Source organism: Pseudomonas sp. D4-21, assembly GCF_051132125.1.
Lineage (GTDB): Bacteria > Pseudomonadota > Gammaproteobacteria > Pseudomonadales > Pseudomonadaceae > Aquipseudomonas.
On sequence record NZ_CP071664.1, the window covers coordinates 58,254 to 83,296 of the forward strand.

Genomic DNA, 25,043 nt, shown 5'->3' on the forward strand with positions numbered 1-25,043 from the left:
AGGTTGATCCTGCTCATGAGCCAAGCCCCCCTCGTCCTGGTGGACGGTTCTTCTTATCTGTACCGCGCCTTTCACGCGCTGCCACCGCTGACCACCTCCAAAGGCCTGCCGACCGGTGCGGTCAAGGGCGTGCTGAACATGCTCAAGAGCCTGCGCAAGCAGTATCCGGACAGCCCATTCGCGGTGGTATTCGACGCAAAGGGTGGGACATTTCGCGATGCGCTGTACGCTGAATATAAAGCCAACCGCCCAAGCATGCCCGACGACATGCGCGTGCAGATCGAACCGCTGCACGCCAGCGTCAAGGCCCTGGGTTTCCCACTGCTATGCGTGGACAACGTCGAAGCCGACGACGTGATCGGCACCCTGGCCCGGAGCAGTGCCGCCGTCGACCGGCCTGTGGTGATCTCCACTGGCGACAAGGACATGGCGCAACTGGTCGATGGGCACATTACCTTGGTCAATACGATGACCGGTAGTGCGCTGGACGTGGCTGGCGTGAAGGAGAAGTTTGGCGTCGCTCCAGAGCAGATCATCGATTACCTGGCGTTGATGGGCGATTCTTCCGACAACATCCCGGGCGTTCCGGGTATCGGACCGAAGACCGCGTCCGGCCTGTTGGTAGGCGTCAACGGCGGCCTGACCGAGCTGTATGCGCAACTGGACATCGTTGCCACGCTGCCGATTCGCGGCGCCAAGACGTTGGCTGCCAAGTTGGAAGAACACAAGGAAATGGCGTTTCTTTCCTACGAACTGGCGACCATCAAGACAGACGTGCCCCTGGATATCGGCCTTGACGACCTGCAGATGGGCTCGCCGGATCACGAAAAGCTCGCCGAGTTGTATACGCTGCTGGAATTCAAGAGCTGGTTCGAAGAGAACCAGCGCGACGCCAAGCGTGCCGGCCAGGATATCGTGGAAGTCACCGAAGAGCCGGCGGCGGGTATCGAGAAGAAGTACGAGGTCATCCTTGATCCGGCCAGCTTCGATGCGTGGCTGGCGAAGCTGGAGCAGGCGCCGCTGTTTTCCCTGGTGACACAAACCAATGGTGGGGATGCGCAGCACTCTCAACTGGTGGGGTTGTCGTTCTCCGTGGCCCCTTTCGAGGCGGCCTACATCCCGCTGACCCATTCCTACATGGGCGTGCCGGAGCAATTGGATCGCGACACAGTGCTCAAGGCGCTCAAGCCTTTGCTGGAAAATCCGCACAAGCTCAAAGTCGGTCAGCATGCCAAGTTCGAAACCAACATCCTGGCTAATTGCGCCATCGATGGCGACCAAAACAACGGTATTCTGGTGCAGGGCATCGTCTTCGACACCATGCTGGAGTCCTACGTACTGGATTCCACGGCGACCCGTCACGACATGGACAGCCTGGCGCTGAAATATCTGGGGCAAAGCAAGACCGATATCCAGGACATCGCCGGCAAAGGCGTCAAACAGCTGAGCTTCGACCAGATTTCACTTGAGCTGGCGGGCCCGTACGCGGCCGAAGACGCCGACGTGACCTTCCGCCTGCACCAGGCCTTGCAAGAAAAACTGGCCGTCACGCCAAGCCTGGGCAAGGTGCTCAACGAGATCGAAATGCCGTTGATGCCGGTCCTGGCGCGCATCGAGCGCCAAGGGGCGCTGGTGGATGCCAACCTGCTCGGCGTACAGAGTGTCGAGCTGGGTGACAAACTGGTGGCGCTGGAGCGTGAGGCGTTTGCCATTGCCGGTGAGGAATTCAACCTGGGCTCGCCCAAGCAATTGGGCGTGATCCTGTACGAAAAGCTCGGCTTGCCGGTGCTCAGCAAAACCGCCAAGGGCCAGGCATCGACCGCCGAAGCAGTGCTTGCCGAGCTGGCGGAGCAGGATTACCCGCTGCCCAAGGTGCTGATGCAGTACCGCTCGTTGAGCAAGCTCAAGAGCACCTACACCGATCGCCTGCCGGAGCAGATCAACAGCCGCACCGGACGCGTCCATACCAACTACCAGCAAGCCGTCGCCGCGACCGGGCGTTTGTCATCCATAGACCCGAACCTGCAGAACATTCCTATCCGCACCGCGGAAGGCCGTCGGATTCGTCAGGCATTCGTCGCGCCCAAAGGCTACAAGCTGTTGGCGGCGGACTACTCGCAGATCGAGCTGCGGATCATGGCGCACCTGGCTAAGGATGAAGGGCTGCTCCATGCCTTTCGCAACGACCTGGACGTGCACCGCGCCACTGCTGCCGAAGTGTTCGGCGTAGAGCTGGAGGCGGTGACCCATGATCAACGACGCAGCGCCAAGGCAATCAATTTCGGTTTGATCTACGGCATGAGCGCCTTCGGCCTGGCCAAGCAGATCGGTGTCGATCGCAAGCAGTCCCAGGCTTACATCGATCGCTACTTCACGCGTTATCCCGGTGTGTTGGAGTACATGGAGCGCACCCGCGCACAGGCCGCCGAACAAGGTTTCGTCGAAACCATTTTCGGACGCCGGTTGTACCTGCCGGACATCAACGCGAAAAACCCGGCCCTGCGCAAAGGCGCCGAGCGCACCGCCATCAACGCGCCGATGCAAGGCACGGCGGCCGACATCATCAAGAAAGCCATGGTTGCCGTGGATGGCTGGCTGAGCGCGTCAGGGCTGGATGCGAAAGTCATCCTGCAGGTCCACGACGAACTGGTGCTGGAAGTGCGTGAAGACCTGGTCGACCAGGTGAGTGTGGAAATCCGCCAGCACATGAGCGCCGCGGCTAAGTTGGACGTGCCGCTGCTGGTGGAAGTGGGCGTGGGCAATAACTGGGACGAGGCACACTGATTCTTTTGTGCTGAGACCTCCAAGCTCTTGTGGCGAGGGAGCTTGCTCCCGCTCGGCTGCGCAGCAGTCGTAAACCGGGCGATGCGGCCTACTGGAAAAATGCAGGGGCCTACGGCGCAGGCCAGCGGGAGCAAGCTCCCTCGCCACAGGGGATTGGTGTCAGGATAGGGATATGGCCATCGCGAGCAAGCTCGCGATAGCGTCAGCCCAGGCAATCGATACCGCATTGAATCACCGCAAACCCAGGCGTGGCCTCGTTAGCTCTGAAATTTCCTACAGTTATTTCCAAAATAATCTGAACTAAAGATGTGAATTACCACTCAGAGATTCTGAATGGCTGGTGAAGCCCTTCAATGCTCCTATGTTGTGTTAAGTGTTGGCAGATATCTGGACCCCGCCCTAGCGGTCCGGAACTTGGACCCCGAACTTCCCCCTCCCCATACGAAGTCCGGGGTTTTTTTTGCCTGCGATTTGGCTATTCAGCCGCCTCGCCGCCCTTGTCCGCCAGCTCCATCCAATCGGCCAATACCGTGTAGGCCTCTTCCAGCCCCATGCGCTTGGGGGCAGAGAACAACTGGATAGTAATCGTGTCGCCCCAACCCTTACGGATCTCCGATTGCACTTTGAGCAGGGTGTTCTTTGCCGCGCCGTAAGTGAGCTTGTCGGCCTTGGTCAGCAAGATGTGCATCGGCATGCCGCTGGCAACGGCCCAATCGAGCATCAGCAGGTCGAAGTCGGTCATCGGATGGCGGATATCCATCATCAGAATCAGGCCTTTCAAACTCTCGCGGCTACCCAGGTAAGCTTCCAGGTGTCGTTGCCAGTGCTGTTTGAGCGGGATTGGCACCTTGGCATAACCGTAGCCCGGCAGGTCGACCAAACGGCGTTCATCGTCTAGCTTGAAGAAGTTCAAGAGCTGTGTGCGACCCGGGGTTTTCGAGGTGCGCGCCAGGCTTGCATGGGTCAGGGTGTTCAGCGCGCTGGACTTGCCAGCGTTGGAACGTCCGGCGAAAGCCACTTCGAAACCTTCGTCGTCAGGGCATTGATCGACTTTGGCAGCGCTGAGCATGAAGGTGGACTGTTGGCACAGGCCAAGGATGGGGTTCTTCAGTTGCATGGGATTTCCGATGTGGGCGGCGTCGGGAATGGACGCGGCAAGCTGTGTCGTTTCCGTTTCAGTGACGCCAGTATATAATGCCGCAGATTTTGTGTGCGCTTTGTCCCAGCGTAGGATGAAGCTCACGGGAGCGATAGAACTGAATTGCGCATCAGAACGCAGCTCGTTCCCAACCCTGAAAAGGTCGTTTTATGACGAAATGGCTGCTAGCTGCCGGTGTCTTGATGCCGCTTTACAGCGCTCAGGCTACACAGGATCCGGAAGCTGTGTACAACCGTGTTTGTGGTGCCTGTCATTCCGGCCAACTACCCATGGCGCCTCGCAAGGGTGACCAGGAAGCTTGGACGCCGAGGTTGGCGAAAGGTATGGGGACGCTGGTGCAACACGTGACCCAGGGTTTCAAGGCGATGCCGCCGCGTGGTTTGTGCATGGACTGCAGTGCCGAGGATTACCAAGCCATCATCCAGTGGATGAGCGAGTAAGCCCGGTCCATAACTCTTAACCCTTAGCCGTAGTTGGATTAGCTGATGAACAAACTGATCGTGAGTCTGCTGTTGACCTTGGGGATATCCGGCGTAGCCCACGCCGCTGGCGATGCCGCCGCCGGTCAGGCGAAAGCGGCCGTATGCGGGGCCTGCCACGGTCCGGATGGCAATAGCATGGCGCCCAACTTTCCAAAACTGGCGGGCCAGGGTGAGCGCTACCTGACCAAGCAGCTGAAGGAAATCAGGGATGGCAAGCGTGTCGTCCTGGAAATGACCGGCCTGCTGAACAACCTGAACGATCAGGATCTGGCGGACCTCGCGGCGTATTTCGCCAGCCAGAAGGGCAGCGTTGGCGCCGCCGATCCAAAACTAGTGGCTCGCGGCGAAGCGCTGTTCCGCGGTGGCAACCTGGAAAAAGGCCTCCCAGCCTGCACCGGGTGCCACTCCCCTGACGGCAAGGGCAATGCCGCTGCCGGTTTCCCACACCTGGGCGGCCAGCATGCCCAGTACATCACCAAGCAACTCACCGATTTCCGCAAGGAAGAAGGTGGTCGCGCCAACGATGGCGACGCGATGACCATGCGTACGATTGCTCGCAAGCTGAGCGACGAAGACATCGCGGCCGTTTCCAGCTACATCCAGGGCCTGCACTGAGGCCGTTGCAAGGGGGACATCTCTTGCAACGTTAACGCCCGATTAATCTATCGATGCAAACATCAAAAGGGTGGCTTTGGCCGCCCTTTTTTGTGGCCGCTGCCGTTACACTAGCGAAACTGAACCCGCCGGGCCCTGTCTGAAAAACACGCCTCGCGAGGCCACCTCATTTGTCCAGGAGTAAAGCATGCGTAATCTGATCATCAGCGCCGCGCTCGTCGCCGCCAGCCTGTTCGGCGTGACTGCCCAAGCAGCTGAAGCACCCGCCGCGCCTTATGTCGAATTGGCCAACCCCGTGCCGGTAGCAGTGCCTGGCAAGGTCGAGGTCGTGGAGCTGTTCTGGTACGGCTGCCCGCATTGCTACGCATTCGAGCCTGTGATCAATCCATGGGCTGAAAAGCTGCCTTCGGACGTGAATTTCGTGCGCATTCCCGCCATGTTCGGCGGCCCATGGGACGCCCACGGCCAGATGTTCCTGACCCTCGAGGCCATGGGCGTCGAGCATCAGGTTCACGCTGCGGTGTTCAACGCGATCCAGAAAGAAGGCAAGAAGCTCACCAAGAAAGAAGACATGGCTGAGTTCCTCGCAACCCAGGGCGTCGACAAGGATAAGTTCCTGGCCACGTTTGATTCCTTTGCTATTCAGGGACAGATCAAGAAGGCCCGTGAGCTGGCGAAGAAATACGAAATCACCGGCGTACCGACCATGGTCGTCAATGGCAAATACCGCTTTGACATCGGCTCCGCTGGCGGCGCGAACGAAGCGCTGCAACTGGCGGACACGCTGATCGCCAAAGAGCGAGCGGCCACCAAGGCTGCTGCCAACTAAGCCCGGCCCACGGCCATGGCCCGCTGGAGTACCGAGCGCATCGTTGGCCTGCACGAACCGCGGGTCAACGAGCACCATGTCGCCTCCACGGGCCTGCCGGCGGACAGCCGCCTGCGGTTGCTCAGTTTTAATATCCAGGTCGGCATCAGCACCGAGCGCTACCGGCACTACCTGACCCGGGGCTGGCAACATCTGCTACCCCATACGGGACGCGCCGGTAACCTGCAAAAGATAGGCGACCTGCTGAAAGACTTCGACCTGGTTGCCTTGCAGGAAGCCGATGGCGGAAGCCTGCGCTCCGGCTACATCAATCAAGTCGAACACCTTGCCCATCTTGGTGCGTTCCCCTACTGGTACCAACAACTCAATCGCAACCTCGGCCGGCTCGGCCAGCACAGCAACGGCGTGCTGAGTCGCCTGCGACCGTGGGCGATCGAAGACCATCCGCTACCAGGCCCCAAGGGGCGTGGAGCGATCCTGGCGCGCTTCGGCGAAGGTCCGGAGGCGCTGATTGTGGTGATGATGCACTTGGCTCTCGGGGCTCGCACCCGAACGATGCAGTTGGCCTACATTCGCGAACTGATCGGCGGCTACAAGCACCAGGTGCTGATGGGCGACATGAACACCCACGCCAATGACTTGCTCCAGACGTCGCCACTGCGCGACCTTGGCCTGCTCGCCCCGCAGCTCGAAGCCACGTTTCCCAGCTGGCGCCCCCAGCGCTGCCTGGACCATATCCTGCTGAGCCCGACCTTGACCCTCGAACGCGTCGAAGTATTGGCCCAGCCCATTTCCGATCACCTGCCGGTCGCGGTCGAAATACGTCTGCCGGGTTCGCTCACGGCCGACGCATTCCCTGCGCTGAGTCCTTCCCCTTGCGGACCCGATGAATGAGCGACGACGCCGAACGCTGGAGAGAGAAGTACCTCAAGAGCATCGAACAACAGGAAAAGCTTGAGCGCCGCTGGGACGCTCGGCTCGACTTGCTGCGTCGAGGCCTGGTGCGCAGCACCTTGGCCGCCGAGGGTACCGACCGGGCCGTAGACCAGTGCATGAAAGAGATGCGCGAGGTGGTGCGCACCGACGACATGGACGCCGCCCTCGCCGCCTTGCTGCCGCGCCTGGAGAAAGCCGTACTCGATTCCGAACAGCGCCGCGAGACGCGTGTGGACCAAATGAGCGCCGCGTTGACCGCGTTGGTCGCCCAGTTGCAATCCTTGCCGCTGCCGAAGGAAGTCAGCCGGCCATTGAAGAAGTTCTCCAAGCAATTGGATGCCCGGGTCGGCCAGGCGCGGGAAATCCCTTTGTTGCTCAGCGAATTGAGCGGCTTGCAGGGCAAGGCGCTGAGCGCGTTGGAAACGCCGGATCAGCCGAGCCGGCCCGGTCTGCTGCAACGGCTGTTCGGTGGGCACGGTCACGATGAGGTGCCCGTCCAGCCCCAGCCGTCCGAGCCGGCCCGGTCCAGCCCGACGCCTGAGACGGATGCCGCGGCGCTGGCGCCTGCGCAACCGGCAGTCGAGACGGTATCCATCGCACCTGCCCCCACCCCATTAGCGGAGCAAGACCACGCAGCCACCGTGCCAGAAACGGGGCCGGTCGCGGTAACGGAGCCGGCAGATGAACCGCAAGACGAGCCTGCACCGCAGCCCGAGCCGGAAGCCAGCACCCAGGTAGCCCAGGCCGCCGTCGAACCATCCCCGGTCCTCGCCGAGCACGCCGAACCCGGTACCGTGCTGGAAAACCCGGACGAGCTGGTGCCAGAGGCGTCAACGCAGCCGCTTGAGGAAATACCCCTTGCTGTCGAAGAGCCCGTCGAGCTCCCCGCATCGGTCGATCCCGATGAGGCTCATTACGCCCTGCCAGACTCGCCGGAACCCTCCTACAGCTCGGTCGCCAGGCATATCGAAGACACCCTGCTGGGCTTGCTTGGCGATCTGACGTTGCCCGAGCGTCATCGGCCCCAGGCGGAAGCCATGCGAGAGCGTTTGCGCAACGGTTTGAACTGGTATGAGTTGTTGCCGATCCTCGACGATCTGGCGGTGCTTATGTTGGCGATCACTGACAGCGGCCAGCACGAGTTTGAAGCTTATCTGCAACGACTCAACGATCGTCTGGAGTCATTCCAAAGCACGCTGCAAGCCGCCAGCGATGACCATGCCGACAATCTTTCGGCCTCCAGGGAAATGGACTCCCAGATCCGCGAGCAAGTGGATGGCCTGCAGAGCAGCATGCAGCAAGCCGATGACCTGGAAGGCCTCAAGCAAGTGCTGGAAAACCATTTGGAAGGGCTGCTGGGTACGATGGATGAACATCGCAAGCAGCGTGACCAGCGTGAGAAGGACGTTTCGATTCGCCTGAAAAGCCTGGCCGAGCGCGTTGCGTTGATGGAGCAGGACGCTCTGATCGTGCGCGAGAACCTGGAGGAGCAGCGGCAAAAGGCCTTGATCGATCCGCTGACCGGCCTGCCCAACCGCGCAGCCTGGAGCGAGCGTCTCGAACGGGAAGTCGACCAGTGGCAGCGGCACGGCAATAGCCTGTTGATCGCCATGCTCGACCTCGATCACTTCAAGCGGATCAATGACAACTACGGTCACTTGGCCGGCGACCGGGTACTCAAGCTCATTGCCTCGGTCCTGCGCAAGCGTATCCGCGGCAGTGACTTCATCGCCCGCTTTGGCGGCGAGGAGTTCGTCCTGCTGGTGCCAGACACACCTCTCGCGGCCGGCGCAAAACTGGCCGAGGTATTGCGCGCGGCCATCGAGGCCTGTCCGTTTCATTTCAAGGGCGAGCCAGTGACAATCACGGTGTCGATGGGCATGACGGCCTTCAAGCCGGGGGAACGCAGCGAGCTGGTGCTCAAACGAGCCGATGAGGCGTTATATCGGGCAAAAAATGCCGGGCGTAACCGAGTGGAGCTAGGCTGAGCAATTGTTCCATTTTATTAAGGGCATCGGATCATCCCTAGGTGATACGTTACACTGTTGCATTATTTTCCTGCGTGCATGTTCTTTGCCATGAAACTTATCCCGCTTCTTGCTTCGCTGCTCCTACTGGCCGGTTGTGCGAGCGGCCCCCGGCTCGATACCAGCCACCCATCGGTCAACCACGACAGCCGTGCCCAATACATCGTGGTGCACTACACCTCGGCTTCGCTTGAACGTTCGTTGTCCCTGCTGACCCACGGCGAAGTCAGCGCTCACTACCTGATAGGGGACGATAAGGACGCGACCATCTACAAGCTGGTAGACGAAAACCGGCGCGCCTGGCACGCCGGGGAAAGCGAGTGGCAAGGCCGGACCTGGCTCAACTCCAGTTCCATTGGGATCGAGATCGTCAATCCGGGCTATATCGACACGGCCACCGGCCGCCTCTGGTACCCCTACAGCGAAGCTCAGGTGCAATCGTTGATCGCCTTGCTCAAGGACATCACCCGGCGTAACGCGATCAACCCGGTCAATATCATTGGCCATAGCGACATTGCCCCCAACCGCAAGCTGGATCCCGGTCCGTTGTTTCCCTGGAAGCGACTCGCGCAGGCAGGCCTGGGCGTCTGGCCGGACGAGGGAGCGGTCGCGCGCCAGCAGGCTGCCTATGGCGATCAATTGCCGGCCGCCAGTTGGTTCCAGGCCGAGCTGGTCCGCCTTGGCTACCCGACACCCCGCACCGGCGAATGGGATGTCGCCACCCACCAGGTACTGGCCGCCTTCCAGATGCGCTACCGGCCGGCCCGGTTCGATGGCTCGCCAGACGCGCAAAGCGCGGCGATTTTGCAGGTGCTCAATCAGACAAAATAATGACGCTCGTCTGACTAATCGAACCAAATCCAAAACAGAAGCTATAACTCATTGGTAACTTTCGGATTACTGATGATGACGGCTGCGCGCGAAACCCTGCAGAGCTGGCTCCATCGCCCTATTTTCCTGGCGATGACGGCGGCTGCCCTAAGTACCGTGTTGTTGCTGGCGGGCAGCCTGTTTGTCGTCATGCAACAGATCCAACAGCGTGAAAGCGATCAGATGAATGCCCAAGGCGAGCGTTTCCTGCAGCGCCTGGAACAACTTTTCGGCCAACTGCGCGAAAGCCTCGATGACCTGCAGGCACAACCGCTGCGTGGCTGTAACGACGACATGATCGCCACCTTGCAGCAGGTGAGTTTCAATTATCGCTTCGTCTACGAGGCGGCTTATATCGACAGCTCCGGCATGTGCTCCAGTCGTCCGCGCCAGAGCGCTTTGTCGCTGGCACGAGCGCCTGACTTGCGGGGCCCCGCCTACAGCTATTGGCTCAATACCACCACGGAGCCCGACGAGAACCGTGCTGCGTTGATGTTGGGGCGCGGAAATTTCCGAGTGGCAACGTCTCGCGGCCACCTGACCGATGTGGTCGACCTGCCGCCGGGCAGCAGCCTGCTCGTCGTCCTGGATGCTGGCGAGCGGGCCATTCCAGTCCTAGGCACCGAACAGCGCTGGCCACCGACGGAGCCGTGGCCACCGAAAAGCAAAAACGCTTTGCAAGTCACCAAGCATCGGTTGATCTACCGAATGCCGACCGATAACCCGGAATACCAATTGGTGCTGATTGCGCCCCGTAACGGCGTACGCATTCCGGCTAACGCCTGGTGGATGCTGCCTATCAGCCTGGTGCTGGGGCTGGGCATTGGTTTCCAAGTCTTTTTACTCGCGCGCCAGCGTCAGTCCATGGATGCCGAGTTGCACGGTGCTATCCGACGCGGCGAGTTGCAGGTGCTCTATCAACCGATCTTCGATCTGCACAGCCGCAACTGCGTAGGCGCCGAGGCCTTGCTGCGCTGGCGCCGGCCGGACGGCACCCTGACCAGCCCGGATCTGTTTATTCCGATGGCGGAGGACACCGGGCAGATCCGCCAGATCACCGATTTTGTCCTCCAGCGGTTGTTCGACCAGTTGGGCCAGCTGTTGCGGGCCAATCCGCACCTCTACATTTCCGTGAACCTGGCGGCCTGCGACGTGATGGTGCCGCGCATCGGCGATGTGATCGCCCGGCTGCTGGCGATGCATCGTGTGTCGGCGCACCAGATTGCCTTCGAAGTCACCGAGCGTGGCCTGGTCGACGTGCTCGTCGCTCGCGATAACCTGCAATCGTTGCGCGACGTAGGGCATCAGGTATTGATCGATGACTTCGGCACCGGCTATTGCAGCCTGGCTTACTTGCAGACACTGCCGGTGGACTGCCTGAAGATCGACAAGGCGTTCATCGACGCGTTGGGGCACGACGCCGCCAGCAGTGGCGTGGCCCCGCACATCATCCGCATGGCCCACGCGCTGGAGCTCAAGGTTATCGCCGAAGGCATCGAGCACGAGGCACAGGCGTCTTATTTGAGCAGCGAGGGCGTGAAGTTCGGTCAGGGTTGGTTGTTTGCCCACGCGCTCAGCGCGGTGCAGCTCATCGAGTTGATCACTCGCGGTCGCCGTCTGGTCGGGCGACGCATGGATGACGAGGCGTGAAGCGCCCTCAGACCGTCAGGGCCATGTAGAACTGGGTGCCCTGCCCTGGCCTTGAGTACACGCCCATGCGTCCTCCGTGAAGCTGGACGATCTCCTTGCACAGGGCCAGGCCGAGGCCGGCGCCGCCCTTTTTGCGCCCAACCTGGACGAAGGGCTCGAAGATCCGTCCTTGCTGGCCATAAGCAATCCCCTCGCCGTTATCTTCGACGCTGATGATTACCCGTTCGCCATGGCGTCGGGCTTGCAATCGGATCTGGCCGTCATCGTTGGTGTGGCGCATCGCGTTATCGATGAGGTTGTCCAGCACTCGGTCCAGTTGCGCCGCATCGGCATGCAGGCGCGGCAGCGGACCCTGGATCTCGACGAGTAATTCGATACCTTTCGCTTGCGCTTGTGCGGCAAAGCGCATCCTGGCGGCTTCCAACAGTTCTTCGATGGAGCATGGCGCCAGGGTGAGTTTCTGCAAGCCGTTCTGGTAGCGAGAGAAGTTGAGCAAGTCATTGATGAGCTGCATCAACCGCTGCATTTCTTCGTTGACGGTATTGAGTAGATCCGCTTCACGGGACTCTCGAGGAAAATGCATGCGCTCCTGCAGCAGTCCGAAGGCCATGTGCATGCCCGTAACGGGGGTGCGCAATTCGTGGGAGGCCCGCAGGACGAATTCACTGCGCACCCGTTCGAAGGCGCGTTGCTCGGTGACGTCATGCAGCACCATCACCGCGCCGAGAATCTGCCCTTGGGTATGGATGACCGGCGTGAGGCTGTAGGTCAGCACACGCGACTCGCCATCGACTTCGATGCTCAGGTCGTCCGGCGCCCGCTCTTGTGTGCCGCCGCGCAGGACCAGCTGCAACTCGTCGTCCAGCTCGACCCGTCCAAGCGCTTCCCCGAGCCCTTGTCCCAGTCGCTCCTGGTCCCAGCCCAATTGGCGTTGCGCCACGGGGTTGAGATGCTCGAGCCGACCTTGGCGGTCAATCATCAACAAGCCATCGTCAATGCTGTCGAGTACCGCTTGCAGGCGTTGCTGGCCGGCGAGTAGCTCCTCCACATTGGTCGCCTGATGTTCGCGCAGCGCCTGGGCCATGATGCCGAAGCGCCGGCTCAGCAAGTTCAGCTCCGCCGCCGAGGAGATTGGCAGCGTCACCTCGAAATTGCCTTGACCTATATCGTCAGCCGCCGCGACCAACGCCTCGATCGGCGCGCCAAAGCGCCGGGCGATGCCATGGGCCGTCACGAAGCCGATGATCAGCACCGCCAGCCCCACCAGCCCCAGCAGGCCTGAAATCAATAGGGCACGTTCGCGGGCGCGGTCCTGGGTTTCGCTGATTTTGTTCAGGGCATGGCGATAGCCCTCGATCAAGCCTCCACGTAATACGTTGAACTTATCGGTGAGCGCCTGAATGTTGGCAAGATGTTTGGGTTGCTGCAGAGAAGCATCGAAAGCCGCGAGAAAGCTGATGTAGTCGGCTCTGGCGCGGCTGAAGCTGGTGGCGGGTTCGTCCGATCGCTGTTCCTGAGCGATGCCTTCGTCCAGCAACTCGAAATATTGGCGCTTGGACGCTTCCAGCGCCGCCAGGTTGGGGGTTTCGTCGAGCATGATCATCAACTGGTCGCCCAGTGTCTGACGGAGCTTGAGGCCCAGGTCCAGCAGCACGAAGTTGTCGCGAACGGATTGTTCTTGGGTGTTGGCCATCTGCATTACGCTGACCAGTCCCAGCAATAGCCCTAGCAGCGCCACTGTGATCAGCGCCGAAATGCTGAGGAACAACCGTGTGCGCAGCTTCATCGCCAGTTTCATAAGGTGCTGCTCACAGGTTGTATTGCTTGCGTTTGCGATACAGCGTGGACGCGTCGATGCCCAGGGTCTTGGCGGCCTGGTCAAGGGTGTCGGCAGTGGCGAGCACTGCACCGATGTGCGCCTTCTCCAGTTCGTCGAGACTCAGCGCGGCACCGATACGCGGAGCGTTGTTGATCGGTTGCTCGGCCATGCCCAAGTGACTGATTTCAACCTTCTCCTGAGGGCAGATGATGCTGGCGCGCTCGACCACGTTGCGCAGCTCGCGAATGTTGCCCGGCCAGCGGTAGCCTAGCAGCGCTTCGCGTGCCTCATCGCTGAAGCCCCGTGCCGGACGGGCGTATTCTTTGACGAAGCGCGCCAGGAAGCGATCGGCGAGGGTCAGGATGTCCTCGGCGCGTTCGCGCAGGGGTGGCAGGTGCAGGGTAATGACGTTCAGGCGGTACAAGAGGTCCTCGCGAAACCGTCCATCGCGCACCATGTCCTCCAGATTGAGGTTGGTGGCGGCGAGGATGCGGACGTCGGCACGTCGGGTCACCGGATCGCCAACCCGCTCGTATTCCTTGTCTTGGATGAAACGCAGCAATTTTGGCTGCAACGCGAGGGGAAAATCGCCAATTTCATCAAGAAACAGCGTGCCGCCGTCCGCTTGGTTGACCCGCCCCAGCGTGCTTTCGCTGGCACCCGTGAACGCGCCGCGGCTGTGGCCGAACAACTCGCTTTCCATCAGTTCGGTGGTCAGCGATGGGCAGTTGATGGTGACGCAGGACTTCTTCGCGCGCTTGCTCCAGCCGTGGATCGCCCGCGCCAGTTCGCCCTTCCCGGTGCCGGACTCGCCGAGGATCAGGATATTGGCGTCCGTGCTGGCAACCTGCCGAGCGGTTTCGAGGACAACCTTCATCGCTGGGCTGTGGGAGTCCAGGCCGTCCTTAGGCTTACGCATTTCTCCTTCCAGGGCTTCGAGCCTGGCGGACAGTTGGCGTACCTCCAGTTGCTTGGCGGTCGCCAGCCGCAGTTGGTCCGGGCTGCAAGGCTTGACCAGATAATCGGCGGCGCCGGCCTGGATCGCGTCGACGGCCGTGTCCACGGCGGAATGAGCTGTCACGATAACGACGCGCATCCAGGGTGCCTGGATTCGCATCTGTCCCAATACGTCGAGACCGTTGTCTTCGCCCAGGCGCAGGTCCAGGAAGCACAAGTCGAATACCTGGCGTTGCAGCAAGGCTTCGGCCTGTGCGGCACTGTTGGCGGTAGCGACGCTATAGCCCTCGTCTTCCAGGCAATAACGGAAGGTACGCAGGATGGCGGACTCGTCGTCTACCAGCAGAATGCGGCCTTGATGCTCGGTGGCGGATTCCATCTTTCCTACGCTCCTTAATGAATGATGATGATTAGTGTCAGAAAAATCGGGCAAGTTGCATGGTCCATTCTGATCGAATATTACCCACCGAATCGGAATCTGTGGACCTCCTTCGTCTAAAAGACTGATTTTCGGCCAATTTTTAGCGCTGCCGGCGACAACGGTTCGGCTCGCTCATTCCGACATCCGTTTCCGACCCGCAATTCAAAAAAGAAATCGGCCGCAGACCTTTATCTCAATTCGTGCATAACGCACGACGCTCGCCAGGCCCATCGTGCAGGATGCGCTCCCGCAAATGGTTGCCGTCTTACTAACTTATTGATTTGAAAGGGTTTTATTGTGATAAAAAATCTGGCATGCCGGCTGCAATGTTCTGGTCAACGTGGCGCTGAGGGCGCCTCAACCAGATCACCGCTAGGGTGGGGAGGAGTTTCAGGATGAATCGTCAAGTTGCCGCCCAATTTCGCATTACCCGCCTGCATATCCAGCAGGGGCTGTGGGCTTTTGTCGCGTTGCTGGTCACGCTTGTAGCGGGTCAGCAATTGATGCTCTGGCATGAAAGCCAGAAGCCGGAAGCTCCACTGGTATCCACCTACCGTGCCCCGCAAACCCATTTCAGTGCCGCCAGTACGCTGGCGCAGGAATCCGCTTCGATGCGGATGATGGAAGTTGACCAGGCGCAGCCTCTCTCGGAAATGCCTCGTGAAGAGCGCTGGGTGTTCTGATTCGAACCGGTCGTCCGTTGCACCGGAACCATCATTGCCAGATTCGTTACTAAATAGAAAAGCGTAAGGAGAATCACCATGTTGAGCTGGGCTATTACCTTCCTGATTATTGCCATCATCGCCGCTGTATTGGGCTTCGGTGGTATCGCAGGCACCGCCACGGGCATCGCCAAGATTCTCTTTGTCGTGTTCCTGGTGATGTTCATCGCATCGTTCTTCTTTGGCCGTCGTGGCCGAGGCTGACATGAGCGTGACTCTTAAAGGACTGGCCGCCGCCCTGCTGTTGGGCGGCAGTGCCATGGCAATGGCTGCCAACGACGGTCAAATGCGGGTCAACCAATTGCTGCAGTCGGACACGCAATATCGCGAGACTTGGCAGCAGGTCGTCAAGAAGGAAGAACGTCTGCCCGAATGGGTGATGAACCTGACGGGCGATGCAGAGCAAATGAACGCGGTCGAAGAGGACGGCGACAAGTATCTGGTCGGGCCGTTGTGCGAGACTCAGGCCACTTGCAAGAGCAAACGCCTGTTCGTCGCCTTCAGCTTCGATAAAGACGAAGCTTATGCCCTGTTGGTGGAGGTGCCCGCAGGCCTGCCGGCCGATAAGTCGCCGACCCGTCACGCGGACTATCGCTTTCTTGGCAATCCCGATGAAGGTATGCAAGAACTGTTAATGGAACAGCTCAAGAAAGATCCTAACTGGTACTGATTTCTTGAAGCGGGAAGAGCAACGCTGCTTTTCTCTCTGCGAAGCCCGAGGAGGGCCGAAGCATGACCAGGGGGTTGGGACGTTCTGACCATACAGGGTCGGAGTGACCTACGGGCACAAGGGGTGCCTGCGAAAGGGCCGGGTCAGGTAAAAGCTGCGACGCAAGTTCGCGAAGTCGTGACGGCTTGGCGAACTTGCGTAGAGCTTATCCCCACGCTAGAGCGTCTCGCTGCTCTTGCGCCAATATCCGCCATTCGGCCGCGACACATTGTCCTGTTTGTTCCCCACGAGCTCGAACCGTTACCGTATATCGGAGAATGAGTGCCAGGGTTCTTGTCTCCGACCGGAGCTTCGACCCGCTCCATCCATCGTCTTTCCAAGCAATCCGAATAACGCCCGGCTACGCTGAAATGGCCGCATCACGGCACTTTTGCCTGCTCCAATGGCGTATTCGAACTGTTTGGGACGCACGTTTCGTTTTGTAAAACTCATGCCGATTCGGCATAGGGTAGGCGTTTACGGCATTAGACGATCCCCCCTTGCATCGCAATAGTTGCGCCTTTTTTCGCCTGCTGGTGAGCTGCCTTTGGCGCTCAGGGTGACCTTATACGGGGCAGCGGCATGGGTTCGAACCGCCGTCTGGCGGTCCGTTGATGTGGCTGTCCGAGTCAAACTGAAGTAAGGGTAATGATATGAAGAAGGCAAAACTAAGCCTCGCCTGGCAAATCCTCATCGGTCTGGTGCTCGGGATTGCAATCGGCGCGCTGCTCAACCATTTCAGTGCCGAAAAGGCCTGGTGGATCAGCAACGTGCTGCAACCGGCAGGCGATATCTTTATCCGTCTGATCAAGATGATCGTGATTCCCATCGTGATCTCCTCGCTGATCGTTGGCATCGCCGGCGTAGGCGACGCCAAGAAACTCGGGCGGATCGGCTTCAAGACCATCGTCTATTTCGAGATCGTGACCACCATCGCCATCGTCGTCGGCCTGCTCTTGGCGAATTTCTTCCAGCCGGGCAACGGCATCGACATGAGCACCCTGGGTACGGTGGATATCTCCAAGTACCAGGCCACGGCGGCCGAGGTCCAGCATGAGCATGCGTTTGTCCAGACGATCCTCAACCTGATCCCGTCGAACATTTTCGCGGCCGTCGCTCGCGGCGAAATGTTGCCGATCATCTTCTTCTCCGTCCTGTTCGGCCTTGGTTTGTCCAGCCTGCAATCGGACCTGCGCGATCCTCTGGTGAAGATGTTCCAGGGCGTGTCGGAGAGCATGTTCAAAGTCACCCACATGATCATGAAGTACGCGCCGATCGGTGTGTTCGCCCTGATCGCCGTGACGGTGGCCAACTTCGGTTTCGCTTCCCTGTTGCCGCTGGCGAAGCTGGTGATCCTGGTTTATGTCGCCATCGCCTTCTTCGCCTTCGTGGTGCTGGGCCTGATCGCTCGGGTGTTCGGCTTCTCGGTGATCAAGCTGATGCGCATCTTCAAGGATGAGCTGGTGCTGGCCTACTCCACCGCCAGTTCCGAAACGGTGTTGCCGCGGGTTATCGAAAAGATGGAAGCGTATGGGGCGCCAAAGGCTATCTGCAGTTTCGTGGTGCCTACCGGCTACTCGTTCAACCTTGACGGTTCGACGCTGTACCAGAGCATCGCCGCGATCTTTATCGCCCAGCTCTATGGCATCGACCTGTCCATCGGCCAGCAGTTGATGCTGGTATTGACCTTGATGGTGACCTCCAAGGGCATCGCTGGTGTGCCGGGCGTGTCCTTCGTGGTGCTGCTGGCCACACTGGGCAGCGTTGGCATTCCACTGGAAGGCCTGGCGTTCATCGCCGGTGTCGACCGCATCATGGACATGGCCCGTACGGCGCTGAACGTGATCGGAAACGCCTTGGCCGTGTTGGTCATTTCCCGTTGGGAAGGCATGTACGACGATGCCAAGGGCCAGCGCTACTGGAATTCTTTGCCGCACTGGCGCAGCAAGGAGCCGTTGCCGGCAGGGGAAACTTCCAGCCGCTGAGGCATGCCTTAAGGTCCCATCGCGAGCAGGCTCGCTCCCACAGAGATCACTCAATCATTGTGGGAGCGAGTCTGCTCGCGATGGTGGCGGCACATGCAACATCAAGCCAACCAGACCCCGGAGAAATCCGGGGTTTGTCGTTTCGGCCAGCCCCGCTATCATTCGCCGCATCTTCCGGGGGACTTAACCGATGCTCAATGGCCTGTGGCTTGGCTTCTTTATCGTGGCAGCCGTGTCCGCACTGGCGCAGTGGCTGATTGGCGGCAACGCCGGGATCTTCGCCGCCATGGTGGAAAGCATCTTTGCCATGGCCAAGCTGTCGGTGGAAGTCATGGTCCTGCTGTTCGGCACCCTGACCCTTTGGCTGGGGTTCCTGCGCATCGCTGAAAAAGCCGGCATCGTCGACTGGCTCGCCAAGGCCCTCGGGCCGCTGTTTCTTCGTTTGATGCCGGAAGTCCCAGCCGGTCACCCGGCGATTGGCCTGATCACCCTCAATTTCGCGGCCAATGGCCTGGGCCTGGACAATGCCGCCACGCCCATCGGCCTCAAGGCCATGCGCGCCCTGCAGGATCTGAATCCCAGCCCGACCATCGCCAGCAATGCGCAGATTCTGTTTCTGGTGCTCAATGCATCGTCGCTGACCCTGCTGCCGGTGACCATCTTCATGTACCGCGCCCAGCAAGGCGCGCCGGACCCGACCCTGGTGTTCTTGCCGATCCTGCTCGCCACCAGTGCCTCGACCCTGATGGGGCTGCTGTCCGTGGCATTCATGCAGCGTCTGCGCCTGTGGGATCCGGTGGTCCTCGCCTACCTGGTCCCGGGCGCGCTGGCGCTGGGCGGCTTCATGGCGCTGCTGGCCACGCTTTCGGCCACGGCGCTGGCGGGGCTGTCCTCGATCCTCGGGAACCTGACTTTGTTTGGCTTGATCATCCTGTTCCTGGTGGTGGGCGCGCTGCGCAAGGTCAAGGTGTACGAAACCTTCGTTGAAGGCGCCAAGGAAGGGTTCGATGTTGCCAAGAACCTGCTGCCGTACCTGGTGGCGATGCTGTGTGCCGTCGGTGTGCTGCGGGCCTCCGGAGCGCTGGATTTCGGCCTGGACGGTATTCGGCACCTGGCCCAGTGGGCTGGCTGGGACACGCGTTTCGTCGATGCGTTGCCCACTGCCATGGTCAAGCCGTTTTCCGGCAGCGCCGCCCGGGCGATGCTGATCGAAACCATGAAGACCTCTGGGGTAGACAGCTTCCCTGCCCTGGTGGCGGCGACGATTCAGGGCAGCACCGAAACCACTTTCTATGTGTTGGCGGTCTATTTCGGCGCGGTGGGCATCCAGCGAGCGCGCCATGCGGTGGGTTGTGCCCTGCTGGCGGAGCTGGCCGGTGTGGTGGCGGCGATCGGGGTTTGTTACTGGTTCTTTGGCTGACCTGTGCAAGCGAGCCTGCTCGCGATAGGGCCTGACGAGCCCTTTATTCCGTCACCTTGAACCGCAGCACGCCGATCATCTGGCCATTCTCGGTCAGCACCCGCACTTGCCATTTGCCTGTCGGGTCGCCGGGGAAATTCTGCTTGTGGGTCCAGGCGCGATAGCCTTCCTTGCGCCCTCCGTGAATGTCCAAAGCGATGCGGTCCACTTCTTTGCCGTTGAATTGCCAGACATGGTAGATCCGCTCGTCCAGGCCTCGCGGCGCATTGATGGCGGTGTAGGCGTACAGGCCATTGCTGCGAATCTGGGCGGCGCTGACTTCCTTGAGGCTGGCGCCAGGCGTGCGATCTTCCACTTGGGTGCTGATCGCCACCTCGGTCATCCAGAGCGTGGCGGGCGGTACCCAGGAGCGCAGCACCCAACCGGCGGCGCCAATGCCCAAGGTGATGCACAGGATGGCCAGGGCGTTGCGCACGGTACGGATCGGAAAGATCGAAGCCAGGCTCGGGAACGACAACAGCATGGCGATGCCCAATGCCAGCTTGAAGCTCTGGTCGGTGGTCAGGTGCAGGATCACTGGCAGGGCGGTCAGCAACGCCGCGAACAGCGTCAGGGTGTGCAACGCCAGAAAAGCCCATCGCCGCGGCGCCAGCCATTTGTAATACAGGGGGTCGGTGATCGAGACCAATGCCGCCGCCGCGAGCAGGCCAGTGAAGATCAGTTGGCTGCTGTTCCAGGTGGTGGTGATGAAGAAAAACGGCAAGACAAAAAACAGGCTTTCCTGATGAATCATTTGCGTGGCGTAACGCAACAGCGGCTGGGGAATTTCCCGTTTGAAAATCCGTGTGAACAACCGGGTCAGGCTGTTCTCCAGCATCAGCCAGAGCCAGCTCACCAGCATCATGATGGCGATCCAGGTCGCCAGGCCTTGCTGGCGATCCACCAGCATGAAACTGCCGACCCCGGAAATGAAGCCGCCGAGCGCGATGACCCCTGGGTAGCGCTTCATCAGTTCAATAATGCGCTGGATTAAATGAGTCAGGTTCGGCATTCGGCAGGTTCACGCTAAGTCGTAGGAAAAATCCCTGACAGGGTACCACTGTGAATTCATTCCGGGTCCCGTCGATGCCTGCGCCGTATCAGCCAGGCCACCAGCCCCAGCAGAACCGCCACCAACCCGCCGAGTGTCCAGACAAGTTCGTCATCGCTGAGCAGCGGCTTCTCGATGCGCAAATAGCCTGGGTCCTTGAGCAGCTCACGCAGGGCCAGGTTGGCCTGTTCCAGGCTGACTGCCTGCAGGCGCTCGGCTGGGTTGGCGAAGCGGCCGTCTTCGTAGTCGCCCAGGGCGCTCCAGTAATAGTCGGCCAGTGCGCTGTTGCCTTGGACGGCCCAGGACTGATGGGCAATGGCGGCACGCTTTATCCGCACGAAACTCTCGGGGTCCAGGCCGTCCCTCAACAACGTGTTGCGCAGCGTCTCGAGCGCGTGTTCGGCCGGGGGCAGGTCCTCGCGGGCCAGGTCGGCGTTGAGGCTCAGGAAACCGACGCCGCCGAAGACGTCCCGCTCCACCCACGGGCCATAGGACAGGCCGTCAGCCAGGCGCAGTTGCCGGTAGAGCGCCCAATCCAGGTAATCCTTGAGCAGGTCGAAGGTTTCATCATGTTGTTGCTCCAGCACCGGCTCCGGGAACAGCCAGTGAAGCTTGGCGCTGTCGCCGACCAGCCCACGAATCAGGTTGCGCTTGGTCACCGCGCTGTAGCGGATCTGCGCCAGCGGTTCATGGACGCTGGGTTCGACCGGTTCGAGCTCGCCGAAGGCGCGTTCCAGATAGGCCGGCAGCAATCGATCGAGGTCACCTACGACGATCAACGTCATGTTATTGGGCGCGTACCAAGCCTTGCGCACCTGTTCCAGTTGGGCGACGGTAAAGCGTTCGACCTCGGCCCGTTCCGCACAACGCAAGCCCAGTTCCACGGCCAGTTGGTTGCTGGCTTTGTGGCCCAGGTCCTGGCGGTCGAGCCAGCGTTGCAGATGGGTGTAATGGCCGCCATCCTCGCGCTCTACCACCCGTTTGGCCGCTTCCAGATTCTTTGCGTCAATTCGGGTACGGGTCAGCAATGCCAGCAACAAGTCCAGGACTTTGCGTTGATTGCGCGCTGGCGCCTCGATGACAAACGTCGTGTCGGCGTTGCTGGTGAAGGCGTTCCATTCGCCACCCAGCGCCTGCATGCGCTCTTCCAGGCCGCCCTCGCCGGTATCGTCGACGCCGCTGAACAGCACATGTTCGAGCAGGTGTGGCAGTTCCTTGTCGGCGCAGCTGAAATCATCGAGGCCCACGCCGACCACCAACCGAATCGCCACATGTCCACGTTCCGTGCCGGGCTTGAGCAACAACTGCATGCCGTTGGGCAACGTATATCCCTCGACCTGGAAGCGATCCTGGGCAACGACGGGTAGGGAACCGAACAAAAGCAGGACGAGTAGCAGACAACGCATGGCGGGCTTCCTGGCGGCTTGTAAATCCATGGTCCGGGGACACACTTGTTGACTGGCCGAGACGCCAGTCGTTCAAGGCGAATGGGTGATGTCGGACATTTCATCGGCGGACAGGGCGCCGATCTCGGATGTTTCCAGCACCACATAGGCGCTGCCGCAGAACAACGAATTCAAGCGCCGCATGTCGGCGATCAGTTCCAAGTGAAGGGAACTCGTCTCAAGGCTTTGCACGACTTTGCGCTGCAAGCGGCTGACATGGGCGTGGGCCATCCGTCGTTCCTGCGCGCGAAAGCGCCGTTTCTCGCGCAGCAATTGGCGAGCACTTTCCCGATCGGCACTGAGGAAGACCGACAATCCCAGGCGCAGGTTAGCGATCAGATGGCTGTGCAGCCCCGCCAACTCTTCCAGGCCCACGTCAGAGAACGAGCGGCGTTGGGAGGTCTTCTGCTGCTGGACCTTGCGCAACATGCGTTCGATGAGGTCACTGGCCAGTTTGAGGTTGATCGCCAGCTCGATGATTTCCGCCCAGCGGCGACTGTCCTGTTCACTGAGATCTTCACGAGGCATTTGCGCCATGTAGAGCTTGATGGCGCTGCACAGCGCTTCGACGTCATCGCTCATGCTGCGCAGTTGTTGAGTGATCGCCGTTTGCTCGCCTCGCAGGACGCCGAGCATGGACTCGAGCATGTTTTCGATCAGGTCGCCAATGCGCAGGGTTTCCCGCGCGGCGTTCGCCAGCGCCAGGCTTGGTGTGGCGAGGGCGGCGGGGTCCAGGTGCCGTGACGTGGCTTTGCCATTGGCTTGCGGTCGTTCCGGCAGCAGCCAGGCACAGAGCCTGGCCATCGGTCCGACGCTGGGCAACAGCACCAGGCAACGCACGGTGTTATAGAGCAAATGAAAGCCAATGACGGTTTCCTGGGGGCTGAAATCCAGGCCGTCCAGCCAACCCACCAGCGGGTCGAGTACCGGAATGATCAGCAGCAGGCCGATCAGCTTGTACAACAGGCTGCCCAGCGCCACCTGGCGTCCGGCGGCGTTCTGCATGCTGGTGCTGAGGAACGCCAGCACGCCGCTGCCGATATTGGCACCGATCACCAGGCCGATGGCGACTGGCAAGCTGATCACCGCAGCGCCGGCGAGGGTCGCGGTCAGCAAAACCGCCGCCAGGCTGGAATAGGAAATCATTGCGAACAGCGCACCCACCAAGGCATCGAGCAGGATGTCGCCGGTCAACGAGGCGAAAATCACCTTCACGCCCTGGGCCTGGGTGATCGGCGCGGCGGCTTCGACAATCAATTGCAGGGCCAGGATGATCAGGCCCAGGCCGATGGAGACCCGGCCCATCTGGCCGACGCGGGTCTGTTTGCGCGAGAGGAAAAAAATCACTCCGAGGAAGATCAGCAGCGGCGACAGCCACGACAGGTCCAGGGTCAGCACCCGGGCCATCAATGCGGTGCCGACGTCCGCACCGAGCATGGTCGCCAGGGCAGGGGTCAATGCCATCAGGCCCTGGCCGACGAAGGAAGTGACGAGCATCGCCGTGGCATTGCTGCTCTGGACCATGGCCGTGACCATGATGCCGGCGATGAACGCCAGCCAGCGCCTGGACATGTTCTGGCCAATGACATGGCGCAGGTTCGAGCCGTAGACCCGCAAGATGCCGGTCCGGACGATATGCGTGCCCCAGATCAGCAAGGCCACGGCGGAAAGTAGATTCAGCAGGGTCAGCATGAGGAGCCCCCTGTTAGCGTCCCAGATGGACAAATTGACGGTGCCACATCGTTTTACTTCTTGTACTTAAGCTGTAGTTGCCGAATGGTCCGGGCGCCAGCATTGCACAGCTGAAGATGGGTTTGAAACAAAACTGTCATAAAACAGTTTCCTCGAAAACACCCCGCCCCCTGTAGGAGCGAGCCTGAACTGGCCTAATGATTTTGGACACTTCAATCGGGCGCTATGATAGCGCCCAAATCTGAGGTGTTTGGATATGCGTAAATCTTATTCGAGTGAGTTCAAGCTCAAGGCTGCCAGCATGGTGCTGGATGAAGGCCAGCCGGTTACCGAGGTCTGTGCCAGCCTAGATATCGGCCCCACTGCTCTGCGCCGCTGGGTCGATCAAGTGCAAAAAGAACGCCTGGGTTCGACCCCGGTAGGGGCCAAGGCGATTACTGCTGATCAGCGAGAAATCCAGAGGCTCAAAGCCCTACTCAGGGAGAAAGACCTGGACATTGAAATCCTAAAAAAGGCCAGTGCTCTCCTGCTTTTGGACGCCAAAGATCATTCACGCTGATCGATGAGCTGGACGAGCAATACGGCGTTAAAAGGTGTTGCCGGGCGTTTGGGATCAACCGCAGTAGTTTCTACGCCTGGCGCCAGCGCCAAGGCAGAGCAAATCCTGAACGGGACAAGCTCAAAGCCGCGCTGGTCAGGCACCACAGGGCGTCCAGAGAGTCGGCCGGCGCACGTACTTTGTCCAAGGAGCTAAAAGCCAAAGGGCATCGTATCGGACGTTATATGGCTCGCAGTTTGATGCGCGAAGCTGGCATCGCTAGTCGTCAGCGCAGGCGCCATAAGTACAAGTCGCCGGGCGTTGAGGCATTGGTGGCGCCGCACGTGCTCAAGCGAAAATTTGATGTAACGGCGGTTAACCAGGTGTGGTGTGGCGACGTGACTTACATCAAGGTCGGCAAGCGGTGGATGTACTTCGCCGCCGTTCTGGATCTGTACGCTCGGAGGATCGTGGGTTGGTCGTTCTCGATGATTTCTGATGCCAACCTGACCTGCGAAGCGCTACGCATGGCGGTTGAGCTACGCGGCCACCCCCAGGATGTGTTGTTTCATTCAGACCAAGGTTGTCAGTACACCAGTCATAAATTCCGAAACGAGCTTGTGAAACACGGGTTTAGGCAAAGTATGAGCCGTAAAGGCGAGTGCTGGGACAACGCCCCCATGGAGCGTTTCTTTGGTAGTTTGAAATCAGAGTGGGTTCCTGAAACGGGCTACAAACTGGAACATGAGGCCCGGGCAGACGTGCAGCGCTATGTCTCGCGCTACAACATCAGCAGGCCTCACAGCTACAACGACTACCGGTCGCCGGTCGCGAAGGAAAGGTTGGCGGCGTGAACCTTAATCGGTGTCCAAGATTACTTGACCAGTTCAGCC

At 60.2% G+C, this 25,043-nt stretch carries 21 protein-coding genes; 15 read left to right on the forward strand and 6 right to left on the reverse strand.

All coding sequences use genetic code 11. From position 1 onward, the window contains the following. Positions 1-15: 15 nt before the first annotated feature. Positions 16-2,784, forward strand: coding sequence for a DNA polymerase I (gene polA, locus J3Q04_RS00290; RefSeq protein ID WP_434608659.1), 2,769 nt, complete (start codon positions 16-18; stop codon positions 2,782-2,784). 475 nt (positions 2,785-3,259) lie between these two features. Here polA and yihA read toward each other — a convergent pair whose 3' ends face one another. Then, a complete protein-coding gene (yihA, locus tag J3Q04_RS00295; protein ID WP_420766023.1) occupies positions 3,260-3,901 on the reverse strand; it encodes a ribosome biogenesis GTP-binding protein YihA/YsxC in 642 nt (213 codons plus the stop codon). Positions 3,902-4,092: 191 nt separating this feature from the next. Between yihA and J3Q04_RS00300 the strand changes: the two genes are divergently transcribed. The 7 genes from J3Q04_RS00300 (at position 4,093) to J3Q04_RS00330 (ending at position 11,352) form a co-directional block, all read left to right on the forward strand. After that, positions 4,093-4,383: a c-type cytochrome gene (locus J3Q04_RS00300; RefSeq protein WP_420766022.1), complete on the forward strand. Its 291-nt coding sequence runs from the start codon at positions 4,093-4,095 to the stop codon at positions 4,381-4,383. 45 nt (positions 4,384-4,428) lie between these two features. After that, positions 4,429-5,040: a c-type cytochrome gene (locus tag J3Q04_RS00305; RefSeq protein WP_434608656.1), complete on the forward strand. Its 612-nt coding sequence runs from the start codon at positions 4,429-4,431 to the stop codon at positions 5,038-5,040. A gap of 187 nt (positions 5,041-5,227) precedes the next feature. Then, a complete protein-coding gene (locus J3Q04_RS00310) occupies positions 5,228-5,869 on the forward strand; it encodes a thiol:disulfide interchange protein DsbA/DsbL (protein WP_420766020.1) in 642 nt (213 codons plus the stop codon). Between the two features lie 15 nt (positions 5,870-5,884). After that, complete coding sequence (locus J3Q04_RS00315; protein WP_420766019.1) at positions 5,885-6,763, forward strand: endonuclease/exonuclease/phosphatase family protein; 879 nt, start codon at positions 5,885-5,887, stop codon at positions 6,761-6,763. After that, positions 6,760-8,793 (forward strand): diguanylate cyclase, encoded by a 2,034-nt coding sequence (locus tag J3Q04_RS00320; RefSeq protein WP_434608652.1) that lies wholly within the window; start codon positions 6,760-6,762, stop codon positions 8,791-8,793. Before J3Q04_RS00315 ends, J3Q04_RS00320 begins: the two co-directional genes overlap by 4 nt. Positions 8,794-8,883: 90 nt before the next feature. Next, entirely contained in the window at positions 8,884-9,663 is a 780-nt protein-coding gene (locus J3Q04_RS00325) for an N-acetylmuramoyl-L-alanine amidase (RefSeq protein ID WP_434608651.1), read from the forward strand. A 75-nt stretch (positions 9,664-9,738) separates the two neighbouring features. Beyond that, positions 9,739-11,352 carry an EAL domain-containing protein gene (locus J3Q04_RS00330; protein ID WP_420766122.1) on the forward strand — a complete coding sequence of 538 codons (1,614 nt, stop codon included), beginning with the start codon at positions 9,739-9,741 and terminating at the stop codon, positions 11,350-11,352. Positions 11,353-11,359: 7 nt separating this feature from the next. Here the strand turns inward: J3Q04_RS00330 and J3Q04_RS00335 are convergent, their stop codons facing one another. Both J3Q04_RS00335 and algB read right to left on the reverse strand, forming a co-directional pair. Then, on the reverse strand, positions 11,360-13,150 hold the full coding sequence (locus tag J3Q04_RS00335) for an ATP-binding protein (RefSeq protein ID WP_434608648.1): 1,791 nt from the start codon (positions 13,148-13,150) through the stop codon (positions 11,360-11,362). Positions 13,151-13,160: 10 nt separating this feature from the next. Then, on the reverse strand, positions 13,161-14,507 hold the full coding sequence (gene algB, locus J3Q04_RS00340; protein ID WP_420766015.1) for a sigma-54-dependent response regulator transcription factor AlgB: 1,347 nt from the start codon (positions 14,505-14,507) through the stop codon (positions 13,161-13,163). Positions 14,508-14,944: 437 nt separating this feature from the next. On the opposite strand from algB, the gene J3Q04_RS00345 reads away from it, so the two are divergent. From J3Q04_RS00345 to J3Q04_RS00365, 5 genes are all read left to right on the forward strand, one after another. After that, entirely contained in the window at positions 14,945-15,232 is a 288-nt protein-coding gene (locus tag J3Q04_RS00345; RefSeq protein WP_420766014.1) for a hypothetical protein, read from the forward strand. Positions 15,233-15,310: 78 nt separating this feature from the next. Beyond that, entirely contained in the window at positions 15,311-15,475 is a 165-nt protein-coding gene (locus J3Q04_RS00350; protein ID WP_003177151.1) for a DUF1328 domain-containing protein, read from the forward strand. A 1-nt stretch (position 15,476) separates the two neighbouring features. Continuing rightward, positions 15,477-15,941: an inhibitor of vertebrate lysozyme family protein gene (locus tag J3Q04_RS00355; protein WP_434608645.1), complete on the forward strand. Its 465-nt coding sequence runs from the start codon at positions 15,477-15,479 to the stop codon at positions 15,939-15,941. A gap of 692 nt (positions 15,942-16,633) precedes the next feature. After that, positions 16,634-17,965 (forward strand): glutamate/aspartate:proton symporter GltP, encoded by a 1,332-nt coding sequence (gene gltP, locus J3Q04_RS00360; protein WP_420766012.1) that lies wholly within the window; start codon positions 16,634-16,636, stop codon positions 17,963-17,965. A 190-nt stretch (positions 17,966-18,155) separates the two neighbouring features. Beyond that, positions 18,156-19,385, forward strand: a complete 1,230-nt coding sequence (locus J3Q04_RS00365; protein ID WP_420766011.1) for a nucleoside recognition domain-containing protein — start codon at positions 18,156-18,158, stop codon at positions 19,383-19,385. A 43-nt stretch (positions 19,386-19,428) separates the two neighbouring features. Here the strand turns inward: J3Q04_RS00365 and J3Q04_RS00370 are convergent, their stop codons facing one another. The 3 genes from J3Q04_RS00370 to J3Q04_RS00380 all read right to left on the reverse strand — a co-directional run bounded on the left by J3Q04_RS00370 (position 19,429) and on the right by J3Q04_RS00380 (position 23,612). Further along, the gene (locus J3Q04_RS00370) at positions 19,429-20,436 is read right to left on the reverse strand and encodes a DUF5924 family protein (RefSeq protein ID WP_420766010.1); all 1,008 of its coding nucleotides are present in this window, start codon (positions 20,434-20,436) and stop codon (positions 19,429-19,431) included. Between the two features lie 56 nt (positions 20,437-20,492). Next, positions 20,493-21,881: a M16 family metallopeptidase gene (locus tag J3Q04_RS00375; protein WP_434608643.1), complete on the reverse strand. Its 1,389-nt coding sequence runs from the start codon at positions 21,879-21,881 to the stop codon at positions 20,493-20,495. A 72-nt stretch (positions 21,882-21,953) separates the two neighbouring features. Then, positions 21,954-23,612, reverse strand: a complete 1,659-nt coding sequence (locus tag J3Q04_RS00380; RefSeq protein ID WP_434608641.1) for a Na/Pi cotransporter family protein — start codon at positions 23,610-23,612, stop codon at positions 21,954-21,956. A gap of 256 nt (positions 23,613-23,868) precedes the next feature. Here J3Q04_RS00380 and J3Q04_RS00385 point away from each other — a divergent pair, with 256 nt between their 5' ends. Then, positions 23,869-24,171: a transposase gene (locus J3Q04_RS00385; RefSeq protein WP_014717988.1), complete on the forward strand. Its 303-nt coding sequence runs from the start codon at positions 23,869-23,871 to the stop codon at positions 24,169-24,171. An 8-nt stretch (positions 24,172-24,179) separates the two neighbouring features. Further along, the gene (locus J3Q04_RS00390) at positions 24,180-25,004 is read left to right on the forward strand and encodes an IS3 family transposase (protein ID WP_434611621.1); all 825 of its coding nucleotides are present in this window, start codon (positions 24,180-24,182) and stop codon (positions 25,002-25,004) included. The last annotated feature ends 39 nt before the right edge of the window (positions 25,005-25,043 follow it).